Annotated in this window: 23 protein-coding genes; 15 read left to right on the top strand and 8 right to left on the bottom strand. The window is 40.3% G+C overall.

What is annotated here, in order from left to right; genetic code table 11:
- Positions 1-236 precede the first annotated feature (236 nt).
- A complete protein-coding gene (locus KIT90_RS02025; RefSeq protein ID WP_285374825.1) occupies positions 237-503 on the top strand; it encodes a hypothetical protein in 267 nt (88 codons plus the stop codon).
- 688 nt (positions 504-1,191) lie between these two features.
- On the opposite strand, the gene KIT90_RS02020 is transcribed toward KIT90_RS02025, so the two are convergent.
- The 8 genes from KIT90_RS02020 to KIT90_RS01985 form a co-directional block, all read right to left on the bottom strand.
- Positions 1,192-4,293 carry an efflux RND transporter permease subunit gene (locus KIT90_RS02020; protein WP_285374822.1) on the bottom strand — a complete coding sequence of 1,034 codons (3,102 nt, stop codon included), beginning with the start codon at positions 4,291-4,293 and terminating at the stop codon, positions 1,192-1,194.
- The gene (locus KIT90_RS02015) at positions 4,290-5,618 is read right to left on the bottom strand and encodes an efflux RND transporter periplasmic adaptor subunit (protein ID WP_285374819.1); all 1,329 of its coding nucleotides are present in this window, start codon (positions 5,616-5,618) and stop codon (positions 4,290-4,292) included. The genes KIT90_RS02020 and KIT90_RS02015 overlap by 4 nt, the downstream gene beginning before the upstream one ends.
- On the bottom strand, positions 5,605-6,261 hold the full coding sequence (locus KIT90_RS02010) for a TetR/AcrR family transcriptional regulator (protein ID WP_027726685.1): 657 nt from the start codon (positions 6,259-6,261) through the stop codon (positions 5,605-5,607). The genes KIT90_RS02015 and KIT90_RS02010 overlap by 14 nt, the downstream gene beginning before the upstream one ends.
- 201 nt (positions 6,262-6,462) lie before the next feature.
- Positions 6,463-6,657, bottom strand: a complete 195-nt coding sequence (locus KIT90_RS02005) for a Flp family type IVb pilin (protein ID WP_052470799.1) — start codon at positions 6,655-6,657, stop codon at positions 6,463-6,465.
- 42 nt (positions 6,658-6,699) lie between these two features.
- Positions 6,700-6,891 (bottom strand): Flp family type IVb pilin, encoded by a 192-nt coding sequence (locus tag KIT90_RS02000; RefSeq protein ID WP_102778554.1) that lies wholly within the window; start codon positions 6,889-6,891, stop codon positions 6,700-6,702.
- Positions 6,892-6,921: 30 nt separating this feature from the next.
- Positions 6,922-7,116, bottom strand: coding sequence for a Flp family type IVb pilin (locus tag KIT90_RS01995; protein WP_045374443.1), 195 nt, complete (start codon positions 7,114-7,116; stop codon positions 6,922-6,924).
- Positions 7,117-7,151: 35 nt separating this feature from the next.
- Positions 7,152-7,346 (bottom strand): Flp family type IVb pilin, encoded by a 195-nt coding sequence (locus KIT90_RS01990; protein ID WP_102778555.1) that lies wholly within the window; start codon positions 7,344-7,346, stop codon positions 7,152-7,154.
- Between the two features lie 35 nt (positions 7,347-7,381).
- Positions 7,382-7,579, bottom strand: coding sequence for a Flp family type IVb pilin (locus KIT90_RS01985; protein WP_050909066.1), 198 nt, complete (start codon positions 7,577-7,579; stop codon positions 7,382-7,384).
- A 1,154-nt stretch (positions 7,580-8,733) separates the two neighbouring features.
- Here KIT90_RS01985 and KIT90_RS01980 point away from each other — a divergent pair.
- The 14 genes from KIT90_RS01980 (at position 8,734) to KIT90_RS01915 (ending at position 20,822) form a co-directional block, all read left to right on the top strand.
- Positions 8,734-9,195, top strand: coding sequence for a prepilin peptidase (locus tag KIT90_RS01980; protein ID WP_199436171.1), 462 nt, complete (start codon positions 8,734-8,736; stop codon positions 9,193-9,195).
- Positions 9,196-9,204: 9 nt separating this feature from the next.
- Positions 9,205-9,984 (top strand): hypothetical protein, encoded by a 780-nt coding sequence (locus KIT90_RS01975; RefSeq protein ID WP_045418420.1) that lies wholly within the window; start codon positions 9,205-9,207, stop codon positions 9,982-9,984.
- Positions 9,965-11,188, top strand: coding sequence for a type II and III secretion system protein family protein (locus KIT90_RS01970; RefSeq protein ID WP_285374808.1), 1,224 nt, complete (start codon positions 9,965-9,967; stop codon positions 11,186-11,188). The genes KIT90_RS01975 and KIT90_RS01970 overlap by 20 nt, the downstream gene beginning before the upstream one ends.
- Positions 11,163-11,645 (top strand): hypothetical protein, encoded by a 483-nt coding sequence (locus tag KIT90_RS01965; RefSeq protein ID WP_285374806.1) that lies wholly within the window; start codon positions 11,163-11,165, stop codon positions 11,643-11,645. Before KIT90_RS01970 ends, KIT90_RS01965 begins: the two co-directional genes overlap by 26 nt.
- Positions 11,646-11,650: 5 nt before the next feature.
- Complete coding sequence (locus KIT90_RS01960) at positions 11,651-12,802, top strand: hypothetical protein (protein ID WP_285374804.1); 1,152 nt, start codon at positions 11,651-11,653, stop codon at positions 12,800-12,802.
- Complete coding sequence (locus KIT90_RS01955) at positions 12,795-14,036, top strand: CpaF family protein (protein ID WP_045418426.1); 1,242 nt, start codon at positions 12,795-12,797, stop codon at positions 14,034-14,036. The genes KIT90_RS01960 and KIT90_RS01955 overlap by 8 nt, the downstream gene beginning before the upstream one ends.
- Entirely contained in the window at positions 14,029-14,898 is an 870-nt protein-coding gene (locus tag KIT90_RS01950) for a type II secretion system F family protein (RefSeq protein WP_038890818.1), read from the top strand. The genes KIT90_RS01955 and KIT90_RS01950 overlap by 8 nt, the downstream gene beginning before the upstream one ends.
- On the top strand, positions 14,895-15,791 hold the full coding sequence (locus tag KIT90_RS01945; protein ID WP_171369959.1) for a type II secretion system F family protein: 897 nt from the start codon (positions 14,895-14,897) through the stop codon (positions 15,789-15,791). Before KIT90_RS01950 ends, KIT90_RS01945 begins: the two co-directional genes overlap by 4 nt.
- A complete protein-coding gene (locus KIT90_RS01940; protein WP_045418430.1) occupies positions 15,791-16,495 on the top strand; it encodes a hypothetical protein in 705 nt (234 codons plus the stop codon). The genes KIT90_RS01945 and KIT90_RS01940 overlap by 1 nt, the downstream gene beginning before the upstream one ends.
- A 449-nt stretch (positions 16,496-16,944) precedes the next feature.
- Complete coding sequence (gene tadF, locus KIT90_RS01935; protein WP_285374801.1) at positions 16,945-17,475, top strand: tight adherence pilus pseudopilin TadF; 531 nt, start codon at positions 16,945-16,947, stop codon at positions 17,473-17,475.
- The gene (locus KIT90_RS01930) at positions 17,475-19,082 is read left to right on the top strand and encodes a hypothetical protein (protein ID WP_285374798.1); all 1,608 of its coding nucleotides are present in this window, start codon (positions 17,475-17,477) and stop codon (positions 19,080-19,082) included. Before tadF ends, KIT90_RS01930 begins: the two co-directional genes overlap by 1 nt.
- Positions 19,072-19,680 (top strand): hypothetical protein, encoded by a 609-nt coding sequence (locus KIT90_RS01925; protein WP_045418438.1) that lies wholly within the window; start codon positions 19,072-19,074, stop codon positions 19,678-19,680. Before KIT90_RS01930 ends, KIT90_RS01925 begins: the two co-directional genes overlap by 11 nt.
- Positions 19,673-20,389, top strand: coding sequence for a winged helix-turn-helix domain-containing protein (locus KIT90_RS01920; RefSeq protein ID WP_285374795.1), 717 nt, complete (start codon positions 19,673-19,675; stop codon positions 20,387-20,389). Before KIT90_RS01925 ends, KIT90_RS01920 begins: the two co-directional genes overlap by 8 nt.
- Positions 20,390-20,399: 10 nt before the next feature.
- The gene (locus KIT90_RS01915; RefSeq protein WP_199436163.1) at positions 20,400-20,822 is read left to right on the top strand and encodes a hypothetical protein; all 423 of its coding nucleotides are present in this window, start codon (positions 20,400-20,402) and stop codon (positions 20,820-20,822) included.
- Positions 20,823-20,824: the final 2 nt, after the last annotated feature.

Here is a 20,824-nt window from a genome sequence, read left to right as displayed (position 1 = left end):
TTGTGCCTTAAGCGAACTAAAATGGACTATCTATAATATAAATTGAGTGAATGGTTGAGTGTTCATAAATACCGTTGGTTAATTTAACACTGTGTGTGTGAAATTCGCCATTGAGCAGATGGTAGAAAAATAAACTTTTGTTTAAGTGGTTGATATTAAAGGTTTAAAAAGTTGGCATCCTATGTGCAATGTATAGAATGCAACCCAATGAACTGCTAATCCCTAAGGAGCTTATTATGCAAAGCGTATTTCTATCTACTATAGGTCTTATTGCTGTAATGTCATCACCAATCGCTGCTGCTAACACTCTAAACAAAGAAGAGTGGAGTGCGGATTTACGTCAAGAATTTACAACAATGAAGCATGAGGCGGTTGCGGACATCCAACAAATGAACATGGACGCTATTGATGAACGCGATGAACGCATTGTTAAACACATCAAAGAACAACAAGCTCAACTGGTAAAGATCAAATGCCAAAAGACAGAGGCAACCAAGTCATAACCTCTGACGACAAAGATTCCGTGTTAGTCACAAGGACGAGTGAGTAACCAGAGTGCATCCGATACAAGCACGACGTTAGTGAGCAGTCAGCGTCAACCTTGTTGCTCTATTTGCCAACCTATTAATGGGTTGGCTTTTTTATGCCTGTTGATTAAGGAGGGGGGCGCCAAAACTGGGAATTGAGTAGGAGAAATACGGCAGATAGAAAAAAGCCCGCGAAGAATACCTTCACGGGCGAAAAAAGGGCACCAAATTGGGTGTCTATTCATTTTGGAGATGGTCGAACGTCCATATCATACTGACAATAGGCTTGGTGAGAGGCTTACCACCAGTGCGACCAACGACGCTAAAGTTAACATTGTTGTAATCATTGTTAAAATGTTAATTCTTCAATCAATGATTTCATTATCGTTAGTTCAAATTGTGAATGTGTTGTCTGTGTGTATTTATACTGTGCTAAATGTCGTTTTTGATAATAAAACTTATCATAAATCTTATAGTGATCATTGGGGTTGGTTATATAAAACTCGACATACCGCATTCTCAATTGTTCATATTTGCACTTAATGCCACATAATAACCCTGCATTTGTTAAGTATTTGTGTTGTTTTTAACGCTATTCACTGAAAACAAAAAGAGCGACCTAAGCCGCTCTTGTTCATTTTGATAAATTTACTTATCAGTCGTTTTAGATTTCTTCGTGTTTATGGACTAGGCCGAAGTCAGCTAAAATGGCATACGCGGCAGGGATCATAAACAACACCAGCAGAGTGGATGCGAAAATACCAAACACGATGGAGATAACCAGTGGTTGGATAACCTGTGCTTGCAGGCTGGTTTCAGTCAGTAATGGAAGCAAACCTGCTGCAGTGGTCATTGATGTCAGGAATACTGCTCTAAAGCGCTCTCGACTGGCTTTGACTACCGAGTCGTGCACATTATCCCCTTCATCTACATGATGGCGTATGTACTGAACTAACAGAATCGAGTCATTCACCACAATCCCCGCTAGTGAGACGAAGCCCATCATACTTGGCATACTTAATGAATGACCGAGTAGGATGTGTCCCCATACTACGCCAATAAAGGCGAGGGGAATTGCAAGCATGACGACGAATGGTTCCAAATAACTGCGGAATTGGTAACTCAGAATCGCAAACACGCCAAACAAACCAAGCAAGAAGCCTTTACCCATTGATGCGCCAGTTTCAGCGGTATCTTTGGCTTCGCCTTCAAAATCAAAGCGAAGACCAGGATACTTTTGCATAAGCTTTGGTGCTTCATCCTGTTGGAACTGACGAATAATGGCGGTTGAGTTGGCTTTCGTATTATCGATATCGCCAAATACGCTCACAGTGCGCAAGCCATCAATGCGCTGGATTCTTACGTAATTACGTTGGAAATCCAAAGTCGCAATGGTCGCGAGGGGGATTTGACTGCCGTCGGACAAGATAATTGGGAAGTTTGCCAATTGCTGTAAGTCACCGGCTTGTGCTTTATCGAGGCGAACTTCGATTGAAATGTTTTCTACTCCAACTTGGATCTCGTCTGCAGTTTGGCCAAAGAAAGCCGCACGCAATTGATTGGCGATGAGTTGGCCGTTAATCCCATAAGCTTCTGCGCCCGGACGCAGTTTAACCAAAACTTCTTCTTTACCCATGCGCATGTCATCTAATACGCCATGGACACCGTCAAACTCATTCAAGTATTGCTGAATGTCGATAGAAGCCGCTTTGAGCGCATCCAGATCATCATGCTTCGCTCGAATTTCAATCGCTCGTCCACCCGGCCCCATGGTCGGTTGTTTGAATACCAGTGAGATAGGATCGGCAAGTTCACCAATGTCTTCGCGCCATGCATCGATAAATTCATCGATGAGTGTGTTACGACTCTCTGCGCCCAGCAAATCCAGACGTACCGTGGCAATGTGAGGGCCAGATTCATTCGCGTCGGCGTTAGCATTGAATTGACTGGTGATGTGCAGAACCAATGGATTGCCTTCTTCCACTTTCTCTGTCCATTCTTTATCTAACTTTTGAGCGGAAGCAACGATCTTATCGACGACGGCTTCAGTTTGAGACAGAGAAGAACCCGGAGGGAGAATAATGCGCGCTTCTGCAATGTCGCCATCCAGTTCAGGGAAGGGTTGGAACTTGAGTAAACCACCTACTAACGTGGCTGCGGAGATAAGAAGTAATGCAACCACACCACCCATAAAGGCATAGCGATACTCGACCACCTTATCGACTGCGTTGACCAAGGTGGTGTTTCGGAAGTTTTCAAAAGAAGCGAGCAGCTTTTGTTTGAACTTCGGTGTCTTTCGCTCTTGCTTTTGTTTATGCAGTGAATGAGAAAGGTGGTTAGGTAGGATCAAGAAGGCTTCCACCAAACTCAAACTCAAAACGAGGATCAGAACTTGAGGTACCGCTTTAAGTACCGCACCCATTTCACCTTGCAGGAATAACAAGCTACCGAAAATACACACCGTAGTTAAAAAGGAAGAGATAACCCCCGGTAGTACCTTTTTCACCCCTTTAATTACGGCATCATCGATCTCTTCTCCTCGGTCGAGGTGAGCGGCGATCGATTCGGCAATAACGATGGCGTCATCCATCATGATACCGATGGCCATGAGTAACCCGACCAATGACATGATGTTGATGGACAGGCCAAGTTGCGCCATCAAAAATAACCCACCTAAGAAGGCAACGGGCAAACCAGCCGCAACCCAAAAAGAGTAGCGAAAACTAAAGAACAACCACATGGTGGCGAAAACCAGAATGATACCTTGCCAACCGTTTTTGACCATCATGGTCAGGCGATCCCAAAGCACGGATGAAAGATCATTGGTCATTTGTAGCATCACACCGTCTGGCGCGATGGCTTGTTGTTCTTCGACAAACTGAGCAACACGTTCTTTAATGCGCAGTGCATCGTCTTCTTTGTTTTTGCTGACTTTTAGTAGGGCAGAAGGGTGACCATCAAAGAGGACTTTCTGTTCGTCCAATTCAAATCGGTCGGTAATCGTCGCAATGTCTCTTAGACGGATGATTGATCCATTTGGGCCAGAGCCCACGACGATAGTCTCAAGCTCTTCTGGCGTTACGCGTCGTTCGTCAAAGCGGATCAGAAAGTTCTTATCTGGCGTTTCGACATTACCACTTGGCAACTTGACGTTCTGACGACCAATCTGCTCAGCAATATCGCCAACACTTAAGCCAAGTTGTCGGATAGCTTGAGTATCTAACTCTACTCGGTATTGGTGGTCAGAGAAGCCTGCAACTTCAACCAAAGACACATCGTAATCGAGCTTTAATGTGCGTTTAAGTTGTTCTGCGTAAGCTTTTAACTCTGGCCATGTGGTGTCTGCGGTGATCGCGACATCCACAACTGGCTCATTCCAATCTAGCTCTTGTACCACAGGAGATTCAATTTCTTGTGGGAAGTCGTTAATCGAGTTGATTTGAGTTTGAACATCAACCAGCATACGGCCGATGTCGGCTTCTTCATTCAGTTTTAAGATAAGACGTGCAGAGCCTTCAATCGCTTCACATTGCGTTTCTTCAATGTTAGCAAGGCCATCAACAGCATCTTCCATGCGGACACAGATACTTTCTTCGACTTCTTGAGGGGAAGCGCCAGGGTAAACTACACCAGCAAGGATGTAGGGCGGATCAAACTCAGGAAAGGTTTCCCGCTTAATCGTGGAAAGCGAAGAAATCCCCAATATCAGCAGCGTTAGCATCAGCAAGTTGGCTGCCGTTGGGTGCTTGGCGAAGAATCGGATCATGAATCAGACTCCTCAATAGCCGCTTCTGACGGTTCAGGTGACTCTTTCAATAGCATGCCGTTAATCGCAGGCAGCAAGTCGTTGATGATCAGCTTCTGATCTTGCTCCAATTCGCCATCGATCACCACTTGGTTATTGCGGCGATATAACACTTCTACCGTCACTACTTGCAGACGATTGTCATCACCCATTAGGTAAATCTTATCGCCATGAAGCGCACGCTCTGGGATGACCCAACTCGGGTTCTCTTGTCCCTCAATCAAGGCTCGCACAAACATGCCGTTCACCAATGGAGGCGCAGAGGTTGGGTTTAATGCACGGTAGTCTTGTTCAATTTCCAGAATCACACCGGCAGTCGCTTGGCTTGGATCAACCGTTTCACTGATGCGTGCAACTTTCGCAGGCCAGCTTGCAGAGAGGTTACCGCTGCTGAGTTCAATGTTGGCATGAATCGCATTCATATCAGGTTGTGGAATACCAGATTCATCGCGAACAAACTCACCGATACTCGCCGCCAAAGTTTGCATGTCATGAATGGACAGTTGAGCTTCCACTTCCATGACATCAATACCATGTCCTGTCACCATGGTCTGTTGTAGATTAACCACTTGGTTTTGCTCAATTTCGACTTCTGCAATACGCAAGTCGTAAGGAAGGGTGATAATGGTTTTATCAAGTGAGCGTTTCGCTTCGTCCACCTTTGATGCATTGACCTTAACTAGGGCTTCCGCGACACGTTTTTCATCCGGCATCAAACCAATTTGGTTTTCGATATCCAGCACTAACTTACGTTGAGAGAGCGCGCTTTGCTCTTGCTGATCTACATCTGATTGAGACGTTAGGCCTTTCTTACGCAGGTTTTGTTTTCGGTCTAACTCTTTGTTAGCGATAACCAGACGGTTGGCTTCTATCTTGAGTGTGCTTTTGAGGTTCGCTTCTTCTTGGTTCAGCTTAGCCAGAGAGGTTTGGGCAGATTTGAGATCGGCTTGAGCTTGAACCAGTTTCAACTCGTAATCGAGTGGGTCGATGCGCAAGATTTCCGTTCCTGCTTGCAGCACTTGTCCTTTTTCCAGTTGCGGATGACGGTAAACCACCTTACCGGTCACTTCGGCTATCGCTTTCCACTCAACTTTTGGTGCGATTTTGCCAAAGCCAATAGCAACAGGTGCAATCGCTTTCAGCTCAAGAGGAATCGTCTCGACCAATCTTGCACGATCACCGGCTGGTTTGACGGGCAAATCTGGCTTGAGGCTAATCGCCAAAAATAGAATGACGACCCCAACAGCAAGGGCAGGAAAGAACAGCAGCTTTTTATTCATTTTCATATTGGTCGCCCGAGTCTAAAAATCCATGTTTCATCAGTTGTATGTTGTGTTCGAATAATCGGTTCAAGAAGGCTTCTGAGAGCTCGATACCATGAAGGGCGAGCAACGAGGGTGGAGCCATAAAAGGAAACACCATTAAGCTGATGTAAGAAACGCGACAAAGTTGAGGGTCGGCGTCTTTTCGTAAAACGCCACTGTCGATCAACTTATCAAAGATCACGCCTTGCATTGGCTTGCTGATATCAGCGATAACTTTTTCGAGCAGCTTGCGTTGGGTCTCTGAAGGAGGCATATGCATGACTTGGGCAATCAAACGCGGGAACTGTGGCGCTTTGATCATCTCGCGGTAGTAGGTACGCATTAAGTCGAGGAAGTTTTTCTCGTTACTGTCGGACATCAATGCTTGCATCTGCTTTTGCATCGGCGACAGCGTTTCGCGCAACATGGTCTCAAACAAGCCCTCTTTGTTGCCAAAGTAGTAGCGAATCATCGCCACGTTCACACCTGCTTTCTGCGCGACTAGGCGAGTAGACACCTTGTCGTAAGCCATAATGGTGAAGAGTTCACGCGCATGGAAAATCAGCTTCTCCCGTGCGTCGATTTTATCTGTGGGTCTTCCCGCCCTTCGATGAGCTTCCGTCACAATCGTCTCTCAAGATATTAAACATTTGATTAATTATAAGACGCTGATTTCTTATACGACATGCGAAAAATTAATCAGTATTTAATCAAGTGATTAATTTGTGAAGGAGAAGGTAATCGTCAGGAACAAGAGTACGGAGGTTGGTAGGCGGAAAGTTAAAAAGGGAGCCATATAGGCTCCCTTGTTTAGACAGGATGGTAATTAAGAGCTGCCAAGGATGTTGTCAGCTTTGTTGATGTTCTTCTCCATAGTGCCCCATGCATCTTCAAGTGACTCAAGGAAGCCGCCTTCATCGAAGATATAAAAGAGTGCAGAAGACATTGCTACACCGATGATTGCGTATTCGATCGCAGTGATACCATCTTCGTTATTTAGAAATTGTTTCAGTAAATTCATGTTAATTACCTTAGTTGTAAGCGAATTGGTCATCAGGTGTTTCTAGCTGCCTAGTACTTGACCGGATTTTTTAATATTGCTTTCCATATCACCCCAAGCCTTCTCTAGCGACTCAAGGAAGCCGCCTTCATCGAAGATGTAAAAGAGTGCAGAAGACATAGCGACACCGATGATTGCGTATTCGATCGCGGTGATACCATCTTCGTTATTTAGAAAGTGTTTAAGTACGTTCATTTGTTTACCTTTTAAAAGCTGTTTAATTGATTAACTGCTGCCTAGTACTTTGCCTGAGTTCTTAATGTTCTTTTCCATGGTGCCCCATGCGTCTTCAAGTGACTCAAGGAAACCGCCTTCATCGAAGATGTAAAAGAGTGCAGAAGACATTGCTACACCGATGATCGCATACTCGATTGCAGTGATACCGTCTTCGTTATTTAGAAAGTGTTTAAGTACGTTCATTTGTTTACCTTTTGAAAGCTGTTTAATTTGATTGATTAGCTATTGCCTAGTACGTTTCCGGATTTCTTAATATTGCTTTCCATATCACCCCAAGCCTTCTCTAGTGATTCCAGGAAGCCACCTTCATCGAAGATGTAAAAGAGTGCAGAAGACATAGCGACACCAATAATTGCGTATTCGATTGCTGTAATACCATCTTCGTTATTTAGAAAGTGTTTAACTACGTTCATGTATTTACCTTTTGAAAGTTGTTTAATTTGATTGATTAGCTGCTGCCTAGTACTTTTCCAGAGTTCTTAATGTTCTTTTCCATCGTTCCCCAAGCATCTTCTAAAGACTCAAGGAAGCCGCCTTCATCAAAGATGTAAAAGAGTGCAGAAGACATAGCGACACCGATAATTGCGTACTCGATTGCAGTAATACCATCTTCATTAGAAAGGAAGTTTTTTAGTGTTTTGTTCATTGTGTTTCTCATTGCATAAGTTATTTAAAGTTTCTCGCTGTGCTTTTAAGTAGCTACAGCTCGTTAAGACCATTTCAATATGACCATTATCGAATCAATACTCCACGTTATTAACAAAATTTGGCTTTTAATAAGAAAACTTCATCTAAATCTAGAATAAATAATCTGCCTAAAGTAAATGAATAGTGTGATTTGTACTCATACGTCGGTGCGGAGATGCATCAGGTAAAAACATGGATATCCGCTTGGGGTTTTTAGTCTTTTTTATAAAAATGTTCCATTAATTCGATTTGTTAATCATTGTTAATTTATATTTATCCGTTTCTTGGTTGGATATCACGAAAATCTTATGTAGCATCCTTTCTAAAATTCATGGCAATGACAATTAATTAATCCTTTTGCTTTGATAATCATTAATGGTTAACACTGAAGCGTGGTGCTTGTCTCAAGTTACATTGAGAGGAGGACAGACATCATTGACGTTGTGATGTTGGGATTTTAACCAGTTTAGGTGATGAAACCCAGTAATGACTGGGTATGAGAGTGTGGAGTGTAACGGCTTCTTCTACTCAGCCTTCATGGTTTATACATGTGAGGTTTGAGATTAATAGTGAGAAGTGGGAGAGGATAAACTTATCGGATATCTCTGATTTCAACTAGAACACGAGTGATGGATGCCCAGTATTTAAGCAAATCTAATAAATGTATGACGACGGCATAAGCAAAAAAGCTAACAAAGAGTACGAGTATGTACTCATATAGTTTATTTCGAAACAAAATAGACCCCGGTTATTGGTTTTTAATTTTTGTGCCTGCTTAAGTTAACATCAAAAAAAGACTATTTGAATGTTGATAACATGAATAATTAACAATTAATGTTATTAGTGTAAGTCTAATCTTGGTTTGGGGCTAATATATTAAGCAGTAATTAAGAACTGAGTTCTGGTTAAGGAACGATATGAAAAAACAAATCACCAGTCTTGCATTTTCGTGTGATGGTATTACTTCAGTGGAATACGCGATTATTGGCGTTTGTATGTCGGTATCACTGTTATATATATTAGATAGCTCGAGCTTTCTACAAACATTGAACGAAACTTGGGTTGATATGGCAAGAAGTGTTAATAGCTCTCTGAATGGATAAGAAATGAATAATGGTTATTATAAATTCATTAATACTCACATTGCTTTTAGTCATCTCATATGAAGATGTAAAACACAGAAAAATATACAATAAAAGAGTTGTTCTTTTGTTGTTACTACTGTCTGTTAAGTATCTTTACGAGCTGTTTTTTGGTGGCGCAGAATTCCAAATCTCTGGGTATGAGTTTTCTATCTATATAGCGATATCTTTATTTTTCTTTGCTTTAGGTGCATTTAGGTTGCTAGGCATGGGTGATGTAAAACTGATAATGATTATGCTCATTTTTATTGAGTTTAGTGATTATAAATTGTTTTTATTTCACATGACGCTTATTGGCGGCGGGCTTGCCGTGCTTCAGTTAAAAATCCTTAATCACTATTTTGATAGATTCGGCTTTTCTTCGAATGGAGTTCCTTACGCGATTCCGATCATTGCATCTTACGTCATACATTCAAATACACTTTTTTTATAAAGGCAAAGCATGAGATTTCAAACTATTGGTTTACTTGCCCTCTTTATCATCGGGATGGGGGCTGTTGGTATCTACAAATCAGAAGATTTAAGCAGGATATCAAATCATGAAGAAACCGAAAACGCAGAACCACAAAACGTCCAGAAAACGGTGCTTGCTTTAGCCGTTAGGAATGCTTCTAAGGCGGGAACATTGGTGTCACGTGATTCTTTCGAGCTTCTACCTGCGACCTTTAGCCCGGAAGATGAAGGCTTATACATTACTGAAGGTGAAGAAGAGCTGCTTGATCCGGAGATTTTTATCTTAAAGCACAAGATGGACGCTGGACAGTTTATCTCCTTGGATGACCTTGAAAGTCTAAAAAGTAAAAACTTCACCGATATAGTGCTGAGAGTGGATAGAAGCTCAATCGAAAACTTCACTTCAGATTTCTATGACGTTTACTGGCATTTTAATAACTCTGGTCGAGATAAAAACTCCAGAAAAGTGAAACTATTCTCGAAGAATGTATTTATTCGACCACTAAACCAATCGCAAGAAGGGGAGCAAAACGCAGCGCCTCATAACAGCGATCATGAAAATCTTAGCCCGGTTGTATTTTCGGTCAATGACGATGTGGTAGAGCGTTATTTGCAAGCCGATCAGTTAGGCTACTTCAAGATAGTCAACGTGACACAAAAGAGTATCAATCTAGAAAATTATTCAACATTAGAAGTTGATTCATCTAAGGAAATTCAAGCAAATGATATTAGTTCGAGCTACAAATACGATGTCAACTTTATTAAATAGAAAAATCGTTCTCGGCTTTGTTTTGTGCTTAGCGTCTTTATATGTACATGCCGACACGTTTATTACTATGTCTGTTAATGAAACTAGGCATATGTCCCTTTCGTATGTCCCTAAAGATATCGTTGTTGGATCGGACAAGATCGTTGATGTCACTCTGACGGATAGTAATAACTTGTACCTGATTGCACATGAAGCGGGGAAGACCAAGGTCATTGTAAAGGGAGAAGAGGAAACTACTGAGTATGTCATTCAGGTACGTGACACTGACCAAGAGACCGAAAACCTTAATAAATACCTTGATTCCGCAGGCTTCAAGGACATAGAAGCGGTCAAAGTCGCGGAGAAAATTTATATCAATGGCGCGGTTAAGGACAAAGTCGAAAAGCGAGAGCTTAATGAACTGATCAGGAGTGCAATTTCAAGCTATTACGTTGATAACACGACGATCACTGAAAACCGCCAAGTGCGAATTAAACTCACCATGGCCGAGGTATCGAAGAGCATTGATGATGATCTTGGCATCCAATGGAGTGCTGGCTGGAGCAAAATAGATGGTGTGACGAGTGAAATGCTCAACGCCACGATAGGAATTTTATCTCGCAATAACTTGGCCACGGTACTTACAAGGCCTTCAATCATCGTCACGAATGATTCAACTGCAACATTCGAAGCGGGGGGCGAAATCCCTGTCTTGACTTACGATGATGAAAACGTTGACGTCGAATTTAAAGAGTACGGAATCAAGTTAGAGTTTAAACCAGAGATCAAACGAGATCAGAGTATTGACCTAAGAGCGAATATCTCATCATCACAAATTGCTGGTTTTATCAACTTAGCTGGTAATGACACTCCACAGCTCAACACTCGGAGTGTGAATACAGAGCTCAACGTTAATGACGGAGATATTTTCGTCCTTGCAGGATTGATTGATAACAGTCAGACGCAAGCCGTGTCAAAAGTTCCATTTTTAGGTTACTTACCCGTTATTGGTGCGCTATTTACGTCTGAGAACTTTCAATCTAATAAAACTGAGTTAATGGTCTTTGCAGAAGTTAACTTTGTAGAAAACAGTATAGATCAGCCAAAACTACCAAAGGTAAATATAAAGTCATCCCTTTCTATATTCACTAATATAGATGGCAGTGATGACGTGCCTGAAGTAAAGGATATTATTAAACATGCTCAATATCATTATGAAAACTAAATTTAAATACACCTTTTTGATAGGGGTAGTGACACTATTTTCTGGATGTAGCAGTGCACTAAAAGATGATTACGTGTATATCGTCCATGAAATTTCTGAAGGAAATAATATTCAATATATTCTTCCTTTTTCAAAGGCGATCAACCAAGAAATAAAGAACGAAAGTGTTTCTTGGATTCATGGAATTAACGTTTATCATACAGATAATTTGTCTAGGGAGCGCCTCTATCAATTAAAAATTGATATGGAAAACATCTACGATTTTTCGCCGAACTTTATTGATATCGGAAACTACGATGATAAGCAACTTCTGCTATGGGAAGTACATGTAAGTGATACGCGACTGGTTAATTGTCAAGTTTGGGAAGTCCCTACATATGGACATTTCTCAATGTCTGATAGTGAACTCGATAACTTTGCCAATGAAACGGCCTGTTCTTCATTAGAGCTGTGGTAATTTAAATGATTTTAGAGAAATTAAAACGAGCAAGTAAAAGCCAGACTAGCGCAAAAGGTAAAGCTTTTTCACCTTACATGATCATTGTTATCTCTAACAACAATGAGATCATGCAACGTGTTCAGAACTATTTTTCTGCTTACAATGTTGAAATCATCGATTATCAAGACGATATCGAGTCATTAGAGAACGTATTCAACCTACACTTTAAATCAAAGATTTACGTCATTAGTGATGAAGACACGTTAAGAGAAAAGGAAGGGCTTGCTAAATTCGTAGAAGTCACTAAAGGCCGAGTGGGGACACTCATTTATGGTGATCGTGAAGATCTGGATTATTACTGGTTCATCAAATCAGAAGGTATCAGTGAATACACCAGTTATTCTGATATGTCCAAGCAAGTATTTAATATGATTTTGTGGTTTTTCGGAATTGTAAAATCAAACAGCAGCCACTGGTTTTTGCTTTCTGACACGACCCAACTTCATGGTGATAAGGTCTTACACTACGTATACGATAATTTGCGTGACTACGTCAGAAAAAGGCCAAGCTTAAATACCTTATTTATTAACTTAGATGTTTTCAGCATCTCTTTAGACGCGCGTATTGGTAAAAAAGCAGACCCTAAGATCATTAATATGTTGATCAATGGAGAGAATGTCGATGCGAAAGCGGCTGAAGAATACATCATTAAAGTTGATGAAAATTTTTCTTATTTCTCGATTGATGTTTTGCATCACACCACATTGCATTCCATTGACAAAATTGCTGAGCAGTTGATGAATTTTTTCAATATCTTTGATGGTGAATTTTCTTACATATTTATTTATGTACCTTTTTACTTTACGAAAATAGAGCTCTATCAGCAGCTTATTAACAAATCTGACAATGTAACTATGGTTACTGATGCATCTTTAGAGTCGGTATATATGCTTAAGTATCTTATTGAGCAGGAAATTAAAGGTAAGGACACGAACGTAAAAACGTTTCAAATTAAATCGAATAAAGAAAGTCGATACTTGTTGGACAAGAGTAGTATTTATAAGAAAACAGGTCAAAGAATTAGTTATAAATTCAATCCTGATAGTAAAAATAGATTTTTTAGAAATAAAGATAGTAAGAACGAAATTATCACTAGGTTGGTGAAGAATGATTGATTCAAAAATATTTATGCTCTGCCGAAAGTTTGTTTTAGATAATATCGATATTACAGATATTCAACATGAAGACGACAGCATTAAAAGTAGCACCATCTACAACACAGTGAATGAATTTCTTTCAAGTTCTTCATTCATTTTAACTGAGTCAGATCGTCAGAAGCTAACAAAAGAAGTGAAAGATGACATCTTTGGCTATGGACCTTTAGAGGATCTGCTTGGTGACAACACCATCAGTGACATTATGGTTAACAGCTTAACGGAGACGTTTGTAGAACGTAACGGCAAAATTAGTCGTGCTTACGATGTGGTTTTTCAGAATGAAGATCAAGTCTTACGTATAGCGAAAAAAATTGTATCTCCTATTGGCCGACGCATTGATGAAAGCTCACCAATGGTAGACGCGCGCCTGCCGGATGGGAGCCGTGTAAACATCATTGTTCCACCAATTGCTTTAGATGGTTGTAGCATCTCGATTCGTAAATTTCGCGAAGATAAGCTCGATATTGTTGACTTAGTTCGATACGAGTCGATGACTGAGGAGATGGCGCTTTATTTGAGTGTAATGGTTCGCTCTGCGGCAAACATCATCATTTCTGGGGGTACTGGCTCGGGTAAAACGACATTGCTTAACGCTTGCTCCAACGAAATCAACGAAGGTCATCGAGTCGTGACCATTGAAGATGCAGCTGAGCTCCAATTGCAACATGAGCACGTTGTTCGTCTTGAATCTCGTCCTGCGAGTAGTGAAGAGTCGGGGGAGGTTTCAATACGTTCTCTTGTTATTAACTCTCTACGTATGCGCCCGGACCGAATTATCGTAGGTGAGTGTCGTGGTGACGAGGCTTTCGAGATGCTTCAAGCGATGAACACTGGTCACGATGGCTCGATGTCGACCATTCACTCGAATAACCCCAAAGATGCGCTAATTCGTTTGGAAAGCATGATTATGATGACGGCAAGTAACTTGTCTCCAGAATCTATCAAAAAGCAGATAAGCCAAGCTGTAGACATCATCATTCAAACCAGTCGCCTTATCGATGGTCGACGGAAAATCACTCATATTACGGAAGTAGGTAACTTTGATGGAGGTGTTATCGCCACGCAAGACCTATTCGTTTATGACCACAAAAAAGATGATCACGTAAACGAGGTCAAATCCACTTTGCTAGAGCGAAAAGTGAAGGCTGCGGGCTTGGAAAATGAACTCGCGTTGGTATTTACTGATGTTTAATCGAAGCAACAAAATAGACGAATACATTGAAGACGCTGAGCTTCCTGAACTTGAGGAAGCCAGTAAGTTTGATGAAGTCAAAAAAGAGATCAACGATTTCTATATTAAGTACTTGAGCCAGAACATCCTGGTTATCTTCTTTGAAATCTATGGTCTAGGTGCTTTCGTTTTGCATTGTGGCGTTATCTTGTTTTACGTCGCTTTTATGATTTTCGTAAGTGAGACGTTTGATTTATCTTATTTCATCACACTGATTCTCGTAGGTGTTGTGATAACGATTGGTAGTTTGCTGATTTTGAAAGAGTACCATTTGAAGCTTAGTAACTACTTCGAAGATAAGTTTGCCTTTTCACTCCGGATGATCAGCAGGAACTTGTTGTCTGGTAAGACAATTATTTCAGCAATTGAATCAGCGTCGCGCCACACGGTTGGTAAGATTCGTATCGAGTTTGAACGAATCATCAAACAGGTGCATGCAGGAAACACACTGGAAGAAGCGTTGATTGCAGGTGAAAAAATCTATCCCTACAAAGGGTATGCGGTATTCAGTGCAAACGTTCAAATGAGCCTAAAACGCGGTGGCAGCATCAAAGATTCTCTAAACGAACTTGCCCAAGATCTTGTTGCTTCTCAGGTTATTCGTAAGAAGACATTAGCGTTGACATCTGAGTCACGAGGGGCAGCAAAGATATTGGTTGTGTTACCTTTTTTGATGCTCTTTGTTCTCAAGAGCTTTGCAGTTGAAAACTATGAGTATTTGATTAGCGAACAATACGGTAAGTACATACTTATCTATGTGGTTACAAGTGTAAGTATTGGCTTTGTTTTAATTAAACGAATGATTGACAGTGTAGCGCTATGATTATTGCCATCAGTATTCTACTTTTCTTACTTGGTTCAATTGTTTTTATACTTAATAGTAAAAGTATGAAAGAAGAACAAGAATATGTAGATAACTTTAAGTTTATGATTTCTGACCATGATAGTAAGCAAGAATACTATAATATATTTAACCAAATCTCTGAGCAGAAAAAGATTTTAGATGATTTCTTATATTCATTGATTACAAAGTACCTATCTGAAAACGAACTTTATACAATGCTACCTTCAGGTGGCTTGGTTAAGAAAAAAGATAAAACCAATTTTTTTCTTATTTATTTTCTAGAAGCAATACTAGGTTTGGCTGTTGTTTACTACCTGAATGAAGACAAAATAAAAATGTTGGCTTTTATGGTGGTCTTTATAATAGTTAATAATATTATGATAAAGATGATCTTTAGGACATTTTTTATTAACGAAGAACGACGTCGAATTAAGACTAACTTTACTTACTTCTTGGACCTATTAGCAACTGCGACAAAATCTGGTATGACGGTGGAATTGGGTCTCATTGCTGTGTCTGAGTATATCGGAAACATGTCATCTTCACTGGCAAACTACATCAAGATCTACTCGAATGATATTTCGAATAATGGCTTTAGCATTGCGGGGGAAAACCTACGTAAAAATTTGGACCTACAAGAGGTTAAAGATTTTACGGCGGTACTCGAAAACGCGGTAGAAAGCGGTGCAGCAGTGACAGATGCTCTACGTGTTTTGTCTAAGGAAACCCGTGATTTTCACTTTATCGAAACCGAAGAAAAGATAGGTAAGGTGAACGCGAAAATGGGAATCCCGCTCATTGTTTTCATCATGTTCCCAATTATTGTCGAAATCATCGCCCCGGGCGTCCTGAACCTAGTGAGTAAGATGTAATGAAAAAAAAATTCGGTATTTCAATGCTGTGCCTCGCCTTGTTTGGGTGTCAGTCTACAGGGCAAGACTATGAAAGCGCAGAGCTGGCATTCAATTTAGAAAGCTACGACAAAGTTATCACACAACTATCAGAGAAAAAGCAGCTTAGTGATAGAGAGAACTTCTTGCTGGCTTACTCGTTCTACAAAAATGGCAACGGAGATCGGGCTATTTACGTTTTGAGTACTAAAGAGAAACTCAATTATGACGACTTGTATTTGCTAGCGGTTATTTATCTAGAAAATGGCGATAACGAGCGTTCTAGAAGTTATCTTGATGACATAAAAAAGACTCAGGGATACTCAGGAAACAATAAGCTAGCAGCGAAAGTCGACAATTTATATGCGGTCTCACAGTGCCAAGAACTTGGAAAAAAACAATGTAGTGAACGCTTTAATACATTGAGTAAAAAATATCCGACCTCGGAAAGTATCTACAACAACATGCTGCTTTCTAGATTCGCTTACAAACCTGATGATAAAGCAAACTTTTTGAAGATCTATAACTCGTATGAAACTGGTACTAATGACATTGAGTATGTTGTCTTAGCAGGCATAGTTGCAGGCCAAGACGAAATGGTCATTGACCTTCTCAATAAAAAATATAAAGACAAAGAAAAGGCCTTGTTAATTTATGAAGATATTAAATATACCTCACTTAAATAACGAGGATGGTATAGCTGCTATAGAGGCTGTATTCACCATTCCGATTATTATCTATATCTTGATTGTTATAGTTGGATTCTTTCAATATGTAGGTAATGAGAGTCTACTTAATTACAATATTACTCGCTCAGTTCAGTTATTCGATTACAAGTCCATAGAGAAAGAAGACAACGTAGAACTATCAAAGTCGAACTTTATAAAAGAATTGAATCATAAAGTAAATACAAATGTCATCGATATAAATGCTAGCTCACTTGCATTCACTTGCTTTCAAACTGTCGATGATTTAATTGAACGTAAAAACGAACTGGTATGCAATCAAAGTAATATAAAGAAAACAAACTTAATTCTTATTTCCTTTGATTTCGACTACAAGAGATTTTCATGGCTGTTTTCAACGATATATCCGTCAGCCTTCTTAGACATGAAAAGAGAACTGGTTATCGTCAATGAGATTTATTAATTCAGAACATGGTGGGATGGCGGTTGAAACGACGATTCTTGCGCCTGTTTTGTTTCTTGCGTTGTTGTTAACTATGCAGTATGCCGCTTCAACGTCTTTGAAGTTTGAGATGTCTGATATGGCTTATCAAGCTGGTGAAGTGATATCCAATCGTCGCGATATATTTGAAGGTAATTTGAAAGAGGCAGAGGTACAAAAGTTATCGGATGCTTTTCATCTCGAAGAGAGAAACATCTCAATCATCGTTGAAGAGCTAGCTTACGGGGAGGTTACGTCGAGTCGACAGAAGTACAAGAAAGTTCGCATCAACAACGATCTTGAAGGGAAAGCCTGCGATATAGATACATCACTCTCTGACATCAGTCCTGTCATCAACGCTTATAAGAAGTATCACTCAGTCTATAGGGTGACTCTGTGTCGTGAAATTGCCGCGTTCAACACCATTGAGTTGCCAGAAGAAATTTATCAGTGGTTTGAAGTTAAGTTTTCTTCCACTCATTACGGGAAACACCACTAATGCGAAATCAAAGAGGGTCGGCTACGCCAATCGTATTGTTGGTTATGCTGTCTGCAATTGTATTTGCTTACTACTCATACGATATGAGCCGAAGCTATTTAGCTGCAAAAGTCCAGATTAACACAGCTAGCGAACTTAACGATCTTACCGCTATAACGGGTGACTCGGAGGGGAATGTAGAAAAGCAGGTGGCTGAATCAAATGGTCTTGATGTGAATGGCTCCAACGATGACTGGACCTTTGAAGAGCATGACGATGATGAAGTCGTGTATATGACGACCTCTTTGCCCATGCAGCAGCACCGCAAATTAACCCCGGGCTTGAGCAGTGTGGGCAACGATTCATTCACTGTGAGTGCAAAAACTATTAGAGCAAAACACTATGAAGATTTGAATATCATCATCGCTATTTCGAACGACCCTAGAACTCGTTCAATTGCGAATGAAGTCAAATATGAAATTAACGATGCACTCAAATCATTATTTGATAAAACCAATTCAACGATAACGGTGATTCCTTATGGGTATCGTATCAACATAAGTGGCAAGTGTTGGAGCACCTTCCCACGTGGGGATAACTTCCCATTTCAATGGTGGGAGAAGTATTTTGGTGAGCTTGATGTGCTCAAGACTCTTGAGAATCAAAAATCTTCGATAGAAAACAATATATCAAACGCTAACTCTCAGATTGCTGCGAAACAAAGGCGTATTAACGAGATCAATGAACTGCTTGCTGAAACAGAGGATCCGGCAGAGAAAGATCAACTAGAGGCGGAGAGAGAACGCTTAGAGAGGGAGATTGACGACCTTTATGAAGATATTGAGGAGTATGAGTCTAACCTCGAGGACAAAGAAGAACAGATCGAAGATCAAGAGGAGGTGATTGCAGAGCTCGAATCCAGCCCTATTTATGAGGAATACAAAGAGCTTGCCTATCACTATGCTAAGCCAAACTATGGAGGCGCCAACTACCTCTACTTAGACAACTACTTTGACGAATTTCTCGAGTCTAATGGGTACAGCTATACAGATGGTGACGCTATTTCCGATTCGAAGCGAACGAACATGGCTAGTGTAGACGAGTTGAAAGTCACTAGAAATAAATACTTCGGAAACTCTAAGACCTGCCCGAGTCAGCAAGCTCTAACTAATTCGAGTGATTATAGTAAGTTTCTCTCAATAGTTAATAGTATGGATTTCAGTGATAGCTTTGTTTCTCCAATTCAGGGCTTTAACTATTCACTGAAAAATGCATTTAACTTAGATAATAAAAGAACGGTCGTAATTAATATTACTTCCTTAGACGATATTTATCTTTCTGAACAGGACCAAAAAGACGAAGACAAAGACATACTCTCGGATTTTTGCAGCACGGTGCAGAACAAATACGTTAATGATGTGTCAGCTAAGTCGATATTTATAATCGATACCAATTCGAATCTTGATGATATTGAAGCGTTAAATTGTGCCAACGCTTGGAATAAATCAACGGGAATTATTGATATCGATGAAATTGATGAAGATGAGAAGCTTACAGACAGAATCTCCTACGAACTTTTACAAGAATCTAGCTCTACTTATATTGGAAATGAAGACGATGAAGAATAAATCATATTTTGTGAAATTTGCTTTGACGCTGATGTTTACCTTCAGTCATACAGTCATTGCTCAAGAGTTAGTTGAGAGTTGTGATACCTATTTGATCGCAAAGAACACAATGAAAGATGGTAACTATTACTCCTTTATGGGGCGTACTATCGAATCTCATTCAGTTCACAGCTATGTCTTGAAACAGAAGCTTAGTGAGCTGAAGGCATCCTCCTATGATATCTGCGAACGAAACGACTTCTCTGCTTTGCACAGAACATTGAATAACAATAATTTTAGGCATCTAACTACGGTCTATTTTGATACGGCATTGTATGAAACGCGAGATGCGGATTTATCTCATATCTCTTCAACGAACGAGTTCATCGATGCAGATGCCTTGCTTGTCGTAGGTTCTTCTTCGATTGTCGGGGACACAATTTATAACCTAAACCTTTCGCTAAAACGTGGTAATGAGGTTGTCGAGAAACTGAAAGGTCGTAAAGATATTTTCTTAATGAATTTAGGTGCTTTTGGGCAAGATAGCTCTAAAGCGAACGAGGAATTCTACAAATCAAAACGACGAAGTGTGTCGATATATGGATTAACCTATGAATAAAGAGACATTTTGGACTATCGATAAAAAGAAAAGAAGCTTATATGGTGAAAATGGAATTGATATCCATTTTACCAAATATGAATTCAATCTTTTCTATTACCTCATACACAGTCAAGGTGAAGTACGGTCAAGCGATTCGATTATTGATGAAGTTTGGGGAAACGCAAACGAGGGGAATTATCGGCCAGATAGTTCCAATCTTATTCAGTTGATATCGAAAACAAGAAGGCAGCTCAAGCCCCTTGAGCAAATAGTGGAAATTAAAAGCCAACGTGGGGTTGGCTATTATTTAACATTAAATGATGGTTACGAGTTTAATGATGATGAGATCACTTATGCGGCGAATAGCATTTACGATCGTGACCCAGAATCCGAGAAAAAGTACCGTTTTTTTCAATCTCAGTTCCTCAAAGAGCTTTTCAGCATTAATGAGAATCGTGAGTTTAGAGTAAGAGATCTGGGTTTTGTTTTTCTTCTCTCAGTGTTTTTCGTTGGGATCATGTTGAGTCGCAATGCTTTACATTATCCAAAATTGCCACTGGAAATCGATTCATCCCCATTGCTGTTAGATAAATGCGACATTGACGCAAACGTGATTTTTACGAGTGAAGAAATAGCGTGCACTGAGATTTCAAATTTTGATTTCGACAAGAAAGGATCGTATATCATCAGTAAGGTCAAGGGTGACATTTATGTTGCTTCGCTGTAAGAAGAAGGACGTGTTGGTTGTTCTAATTTTCTCTTGTTTGGGCATTTTTATGCTGAAGAAGCCCGCGTATCACGATATATCTCATCGCTTCTCGGCAAACGTATCGACTAATGAAGGTGTTGAGTTTGACTATATTATTGATGCTTTGAGTGGGGGAAAACTGCTTTTACAGTCAACGCTCAAGGTCGGCGATAAAAGTTACGACTATACTAGGCTGTTTGAGTTGGTGAAGATTGAAGAGAATGTCTTTGTTATCAATGAAACTGGGATTGGAGAAAAGCAAGACAAAGCCGTCGAGCAAGCATCTAAATATGATTTCTTTCACTCGGTTCAAAGGTTAGAAGTCTACACGCTTTCCCCAAAAGTATTGGTGGTGCATTCAGAAGGCAAGTTCATTTTGCTGCAAAAGACCACTGATAACACAAACGGATGATA

It is taken from the genome of Vibrio sp. B172a, from assembly GCF_030248355.1.
Taxonomy (GTDB): Bacteria; Pseudomonadota; Gammaproteobacteria; order Enterobacterales; family Vibrionaceae; genus Vibrio; species Vibrio owensii.
This window is presented reverse-complemented; position numbering and strand designations above follow the sequence as displayed.

Excerpts from the sequence above, each read along its gene's own strand:
- KIT90_RS02025 (WP_285374825.1), top strand. The coding sequence starts at position 237 with ATGCAAAGCGTATTTCTATCTACTATAGGTCTTATTGCTGTAATGTCA.
- KIT90_RS02020 (WP_285374822.1), bottom strand. The coding sequence starts at position 4,293 with ATGATCCGATTCTTCGCCAAGCACCCAACGGCAGCCAACTTGCTGATG.
- KIT90_RS02015 (WP_285374819.1), bottom strand. The coding sequence starts at position 5,618 with ATGAAAATGAATAAAAAGCTGCTGTTCTTTCCTGCCCTTGCTGTTGGG.
- KIT90_RS02005 (WP_052470799.1), bottom strand. The coding sequence starts at position 6,657 with ATGAATTTACTGAAACAATTTCTAAATAACGAAGATGGTATCACTGCG.
- KIT90_RS02000 (WP_102778554.1), bottom strand. The coding sequence starts at position 6,891 with ATGAACGTACTTAAACACTTTCTAAATAACGAAGATGGTATCACCGCG.
- KIT90_RS01995 (WP_045374443.1), bottom strand. The coding sequence starts at position 7,116 with ATGAACGTACTTAAACACTTTCTAAATAACGAAGACGGTATCACTGCA.
- KIT90_RS01990 (WP_102778555.1), bottom strand. The coding sequence starts at position 7,346 with ATGAACGTAGTTAAACACTTTCTAAATAACGAAGATGGTATTACAGCA.
- KIT90_RS01985 (WP_050909066.1), bottom strand. The coding sequence starts at position 7,579 with ATGAACAAAACACTAAAAAACTTCCTTTCTAATGAAGATGGTATTACT.
- KIT90_RS01980 (WP_199436171.1), top strand. The coding sequence starts at position 8,734 with ATGGTTATTATAAATTCATTAATACTCACATTGCTTTTAGTCATCTCA.
- KIT90_RS01975 (WP_045418420.1), top strand. The coding sequence starts at position 9,205 with ATGAGATTTCAAACTATTGGTTTACTTGCCCTCTTTATCATCGGGATG.
- KIT90_RS01970 (WP_285374808.1), top strand. The coding sequence starts at position 9,965 with ATGTCAACTTTATTAAATAGAAAAATCGTTCTCGGCTTTGTTTTGTGC.
- KIT90_RS01965 (WP_285374806.1), top strand. The coding sequence starts at position 11,163 with ATGCTCAATATCATTATGAAAACTAAATTTAAATACACCTTTTTGATA.
- KIT90_RS01960 (WP_285374804.1), top strand. The coding sequence starts at position 11,651 with ATGATTTTAGAGAAATTAAAACGAGCAAGTAAAAGCCAGACTAGCGCA.
- KIT90_RS01955 (WP_045418426.1), top strand. The coding sequence starts at position 12,795 with ATGATTGATTCAAAAATATTTATGCTCTGCCGAAAGTTTGTTTTAGAT.
- KIT90_RS01950 (WP_038890818.1), top strand. The coding sequence starts at position 14,029 with ATGTTTAATCGAAGCAACAAAATAGACGAATACATTGAAGACGCTGAG.
- KIT90_RS01945 (WP_171369959.1), top strand. The coding sequence starts at position 14,895 with ATGATTATTGCCATCAGTATTCTACTTTTCTTACTTGGTTCAATTGTT.
- KIT90_RS01940 (WP_045418430.1), top strand. The coding sequence starts at position 15,791 with ATGAAAAAAAAATTCGGTATTTCAATGCTGTGCCTCGCCTTGTTTGGG.
- tadF (WP_285374801.1), top strand. The coding sequence starts at position 16,945 with ATGAGATTTATTAATTCAGAACATGGTGGGATGGCGGTTGAAACGACG.
- KIT90_RS01930 (WP_285374798.1), top strand. The coding sequence starts at position 17,475 with ATGCGAAATCAAAGAGGGTCGGCTACGCCAATCGTATTGTTGGTTATG.
- KIT90_RS01925 (WP_045418438.1), top strand. The coding sequence starts at position 19,072 with ATGAAGAATAAATCATATTTTGTGAAATTTGCTTTGACGCTGATGTTT.
- KIT90_RS01920 (WP_285374795.1), top strand. The coding sequence starts at position 19,673 with ATGAATAAAGAGACATTTTGGACTATCGATAAAAAGAAAAGAAGCTTA.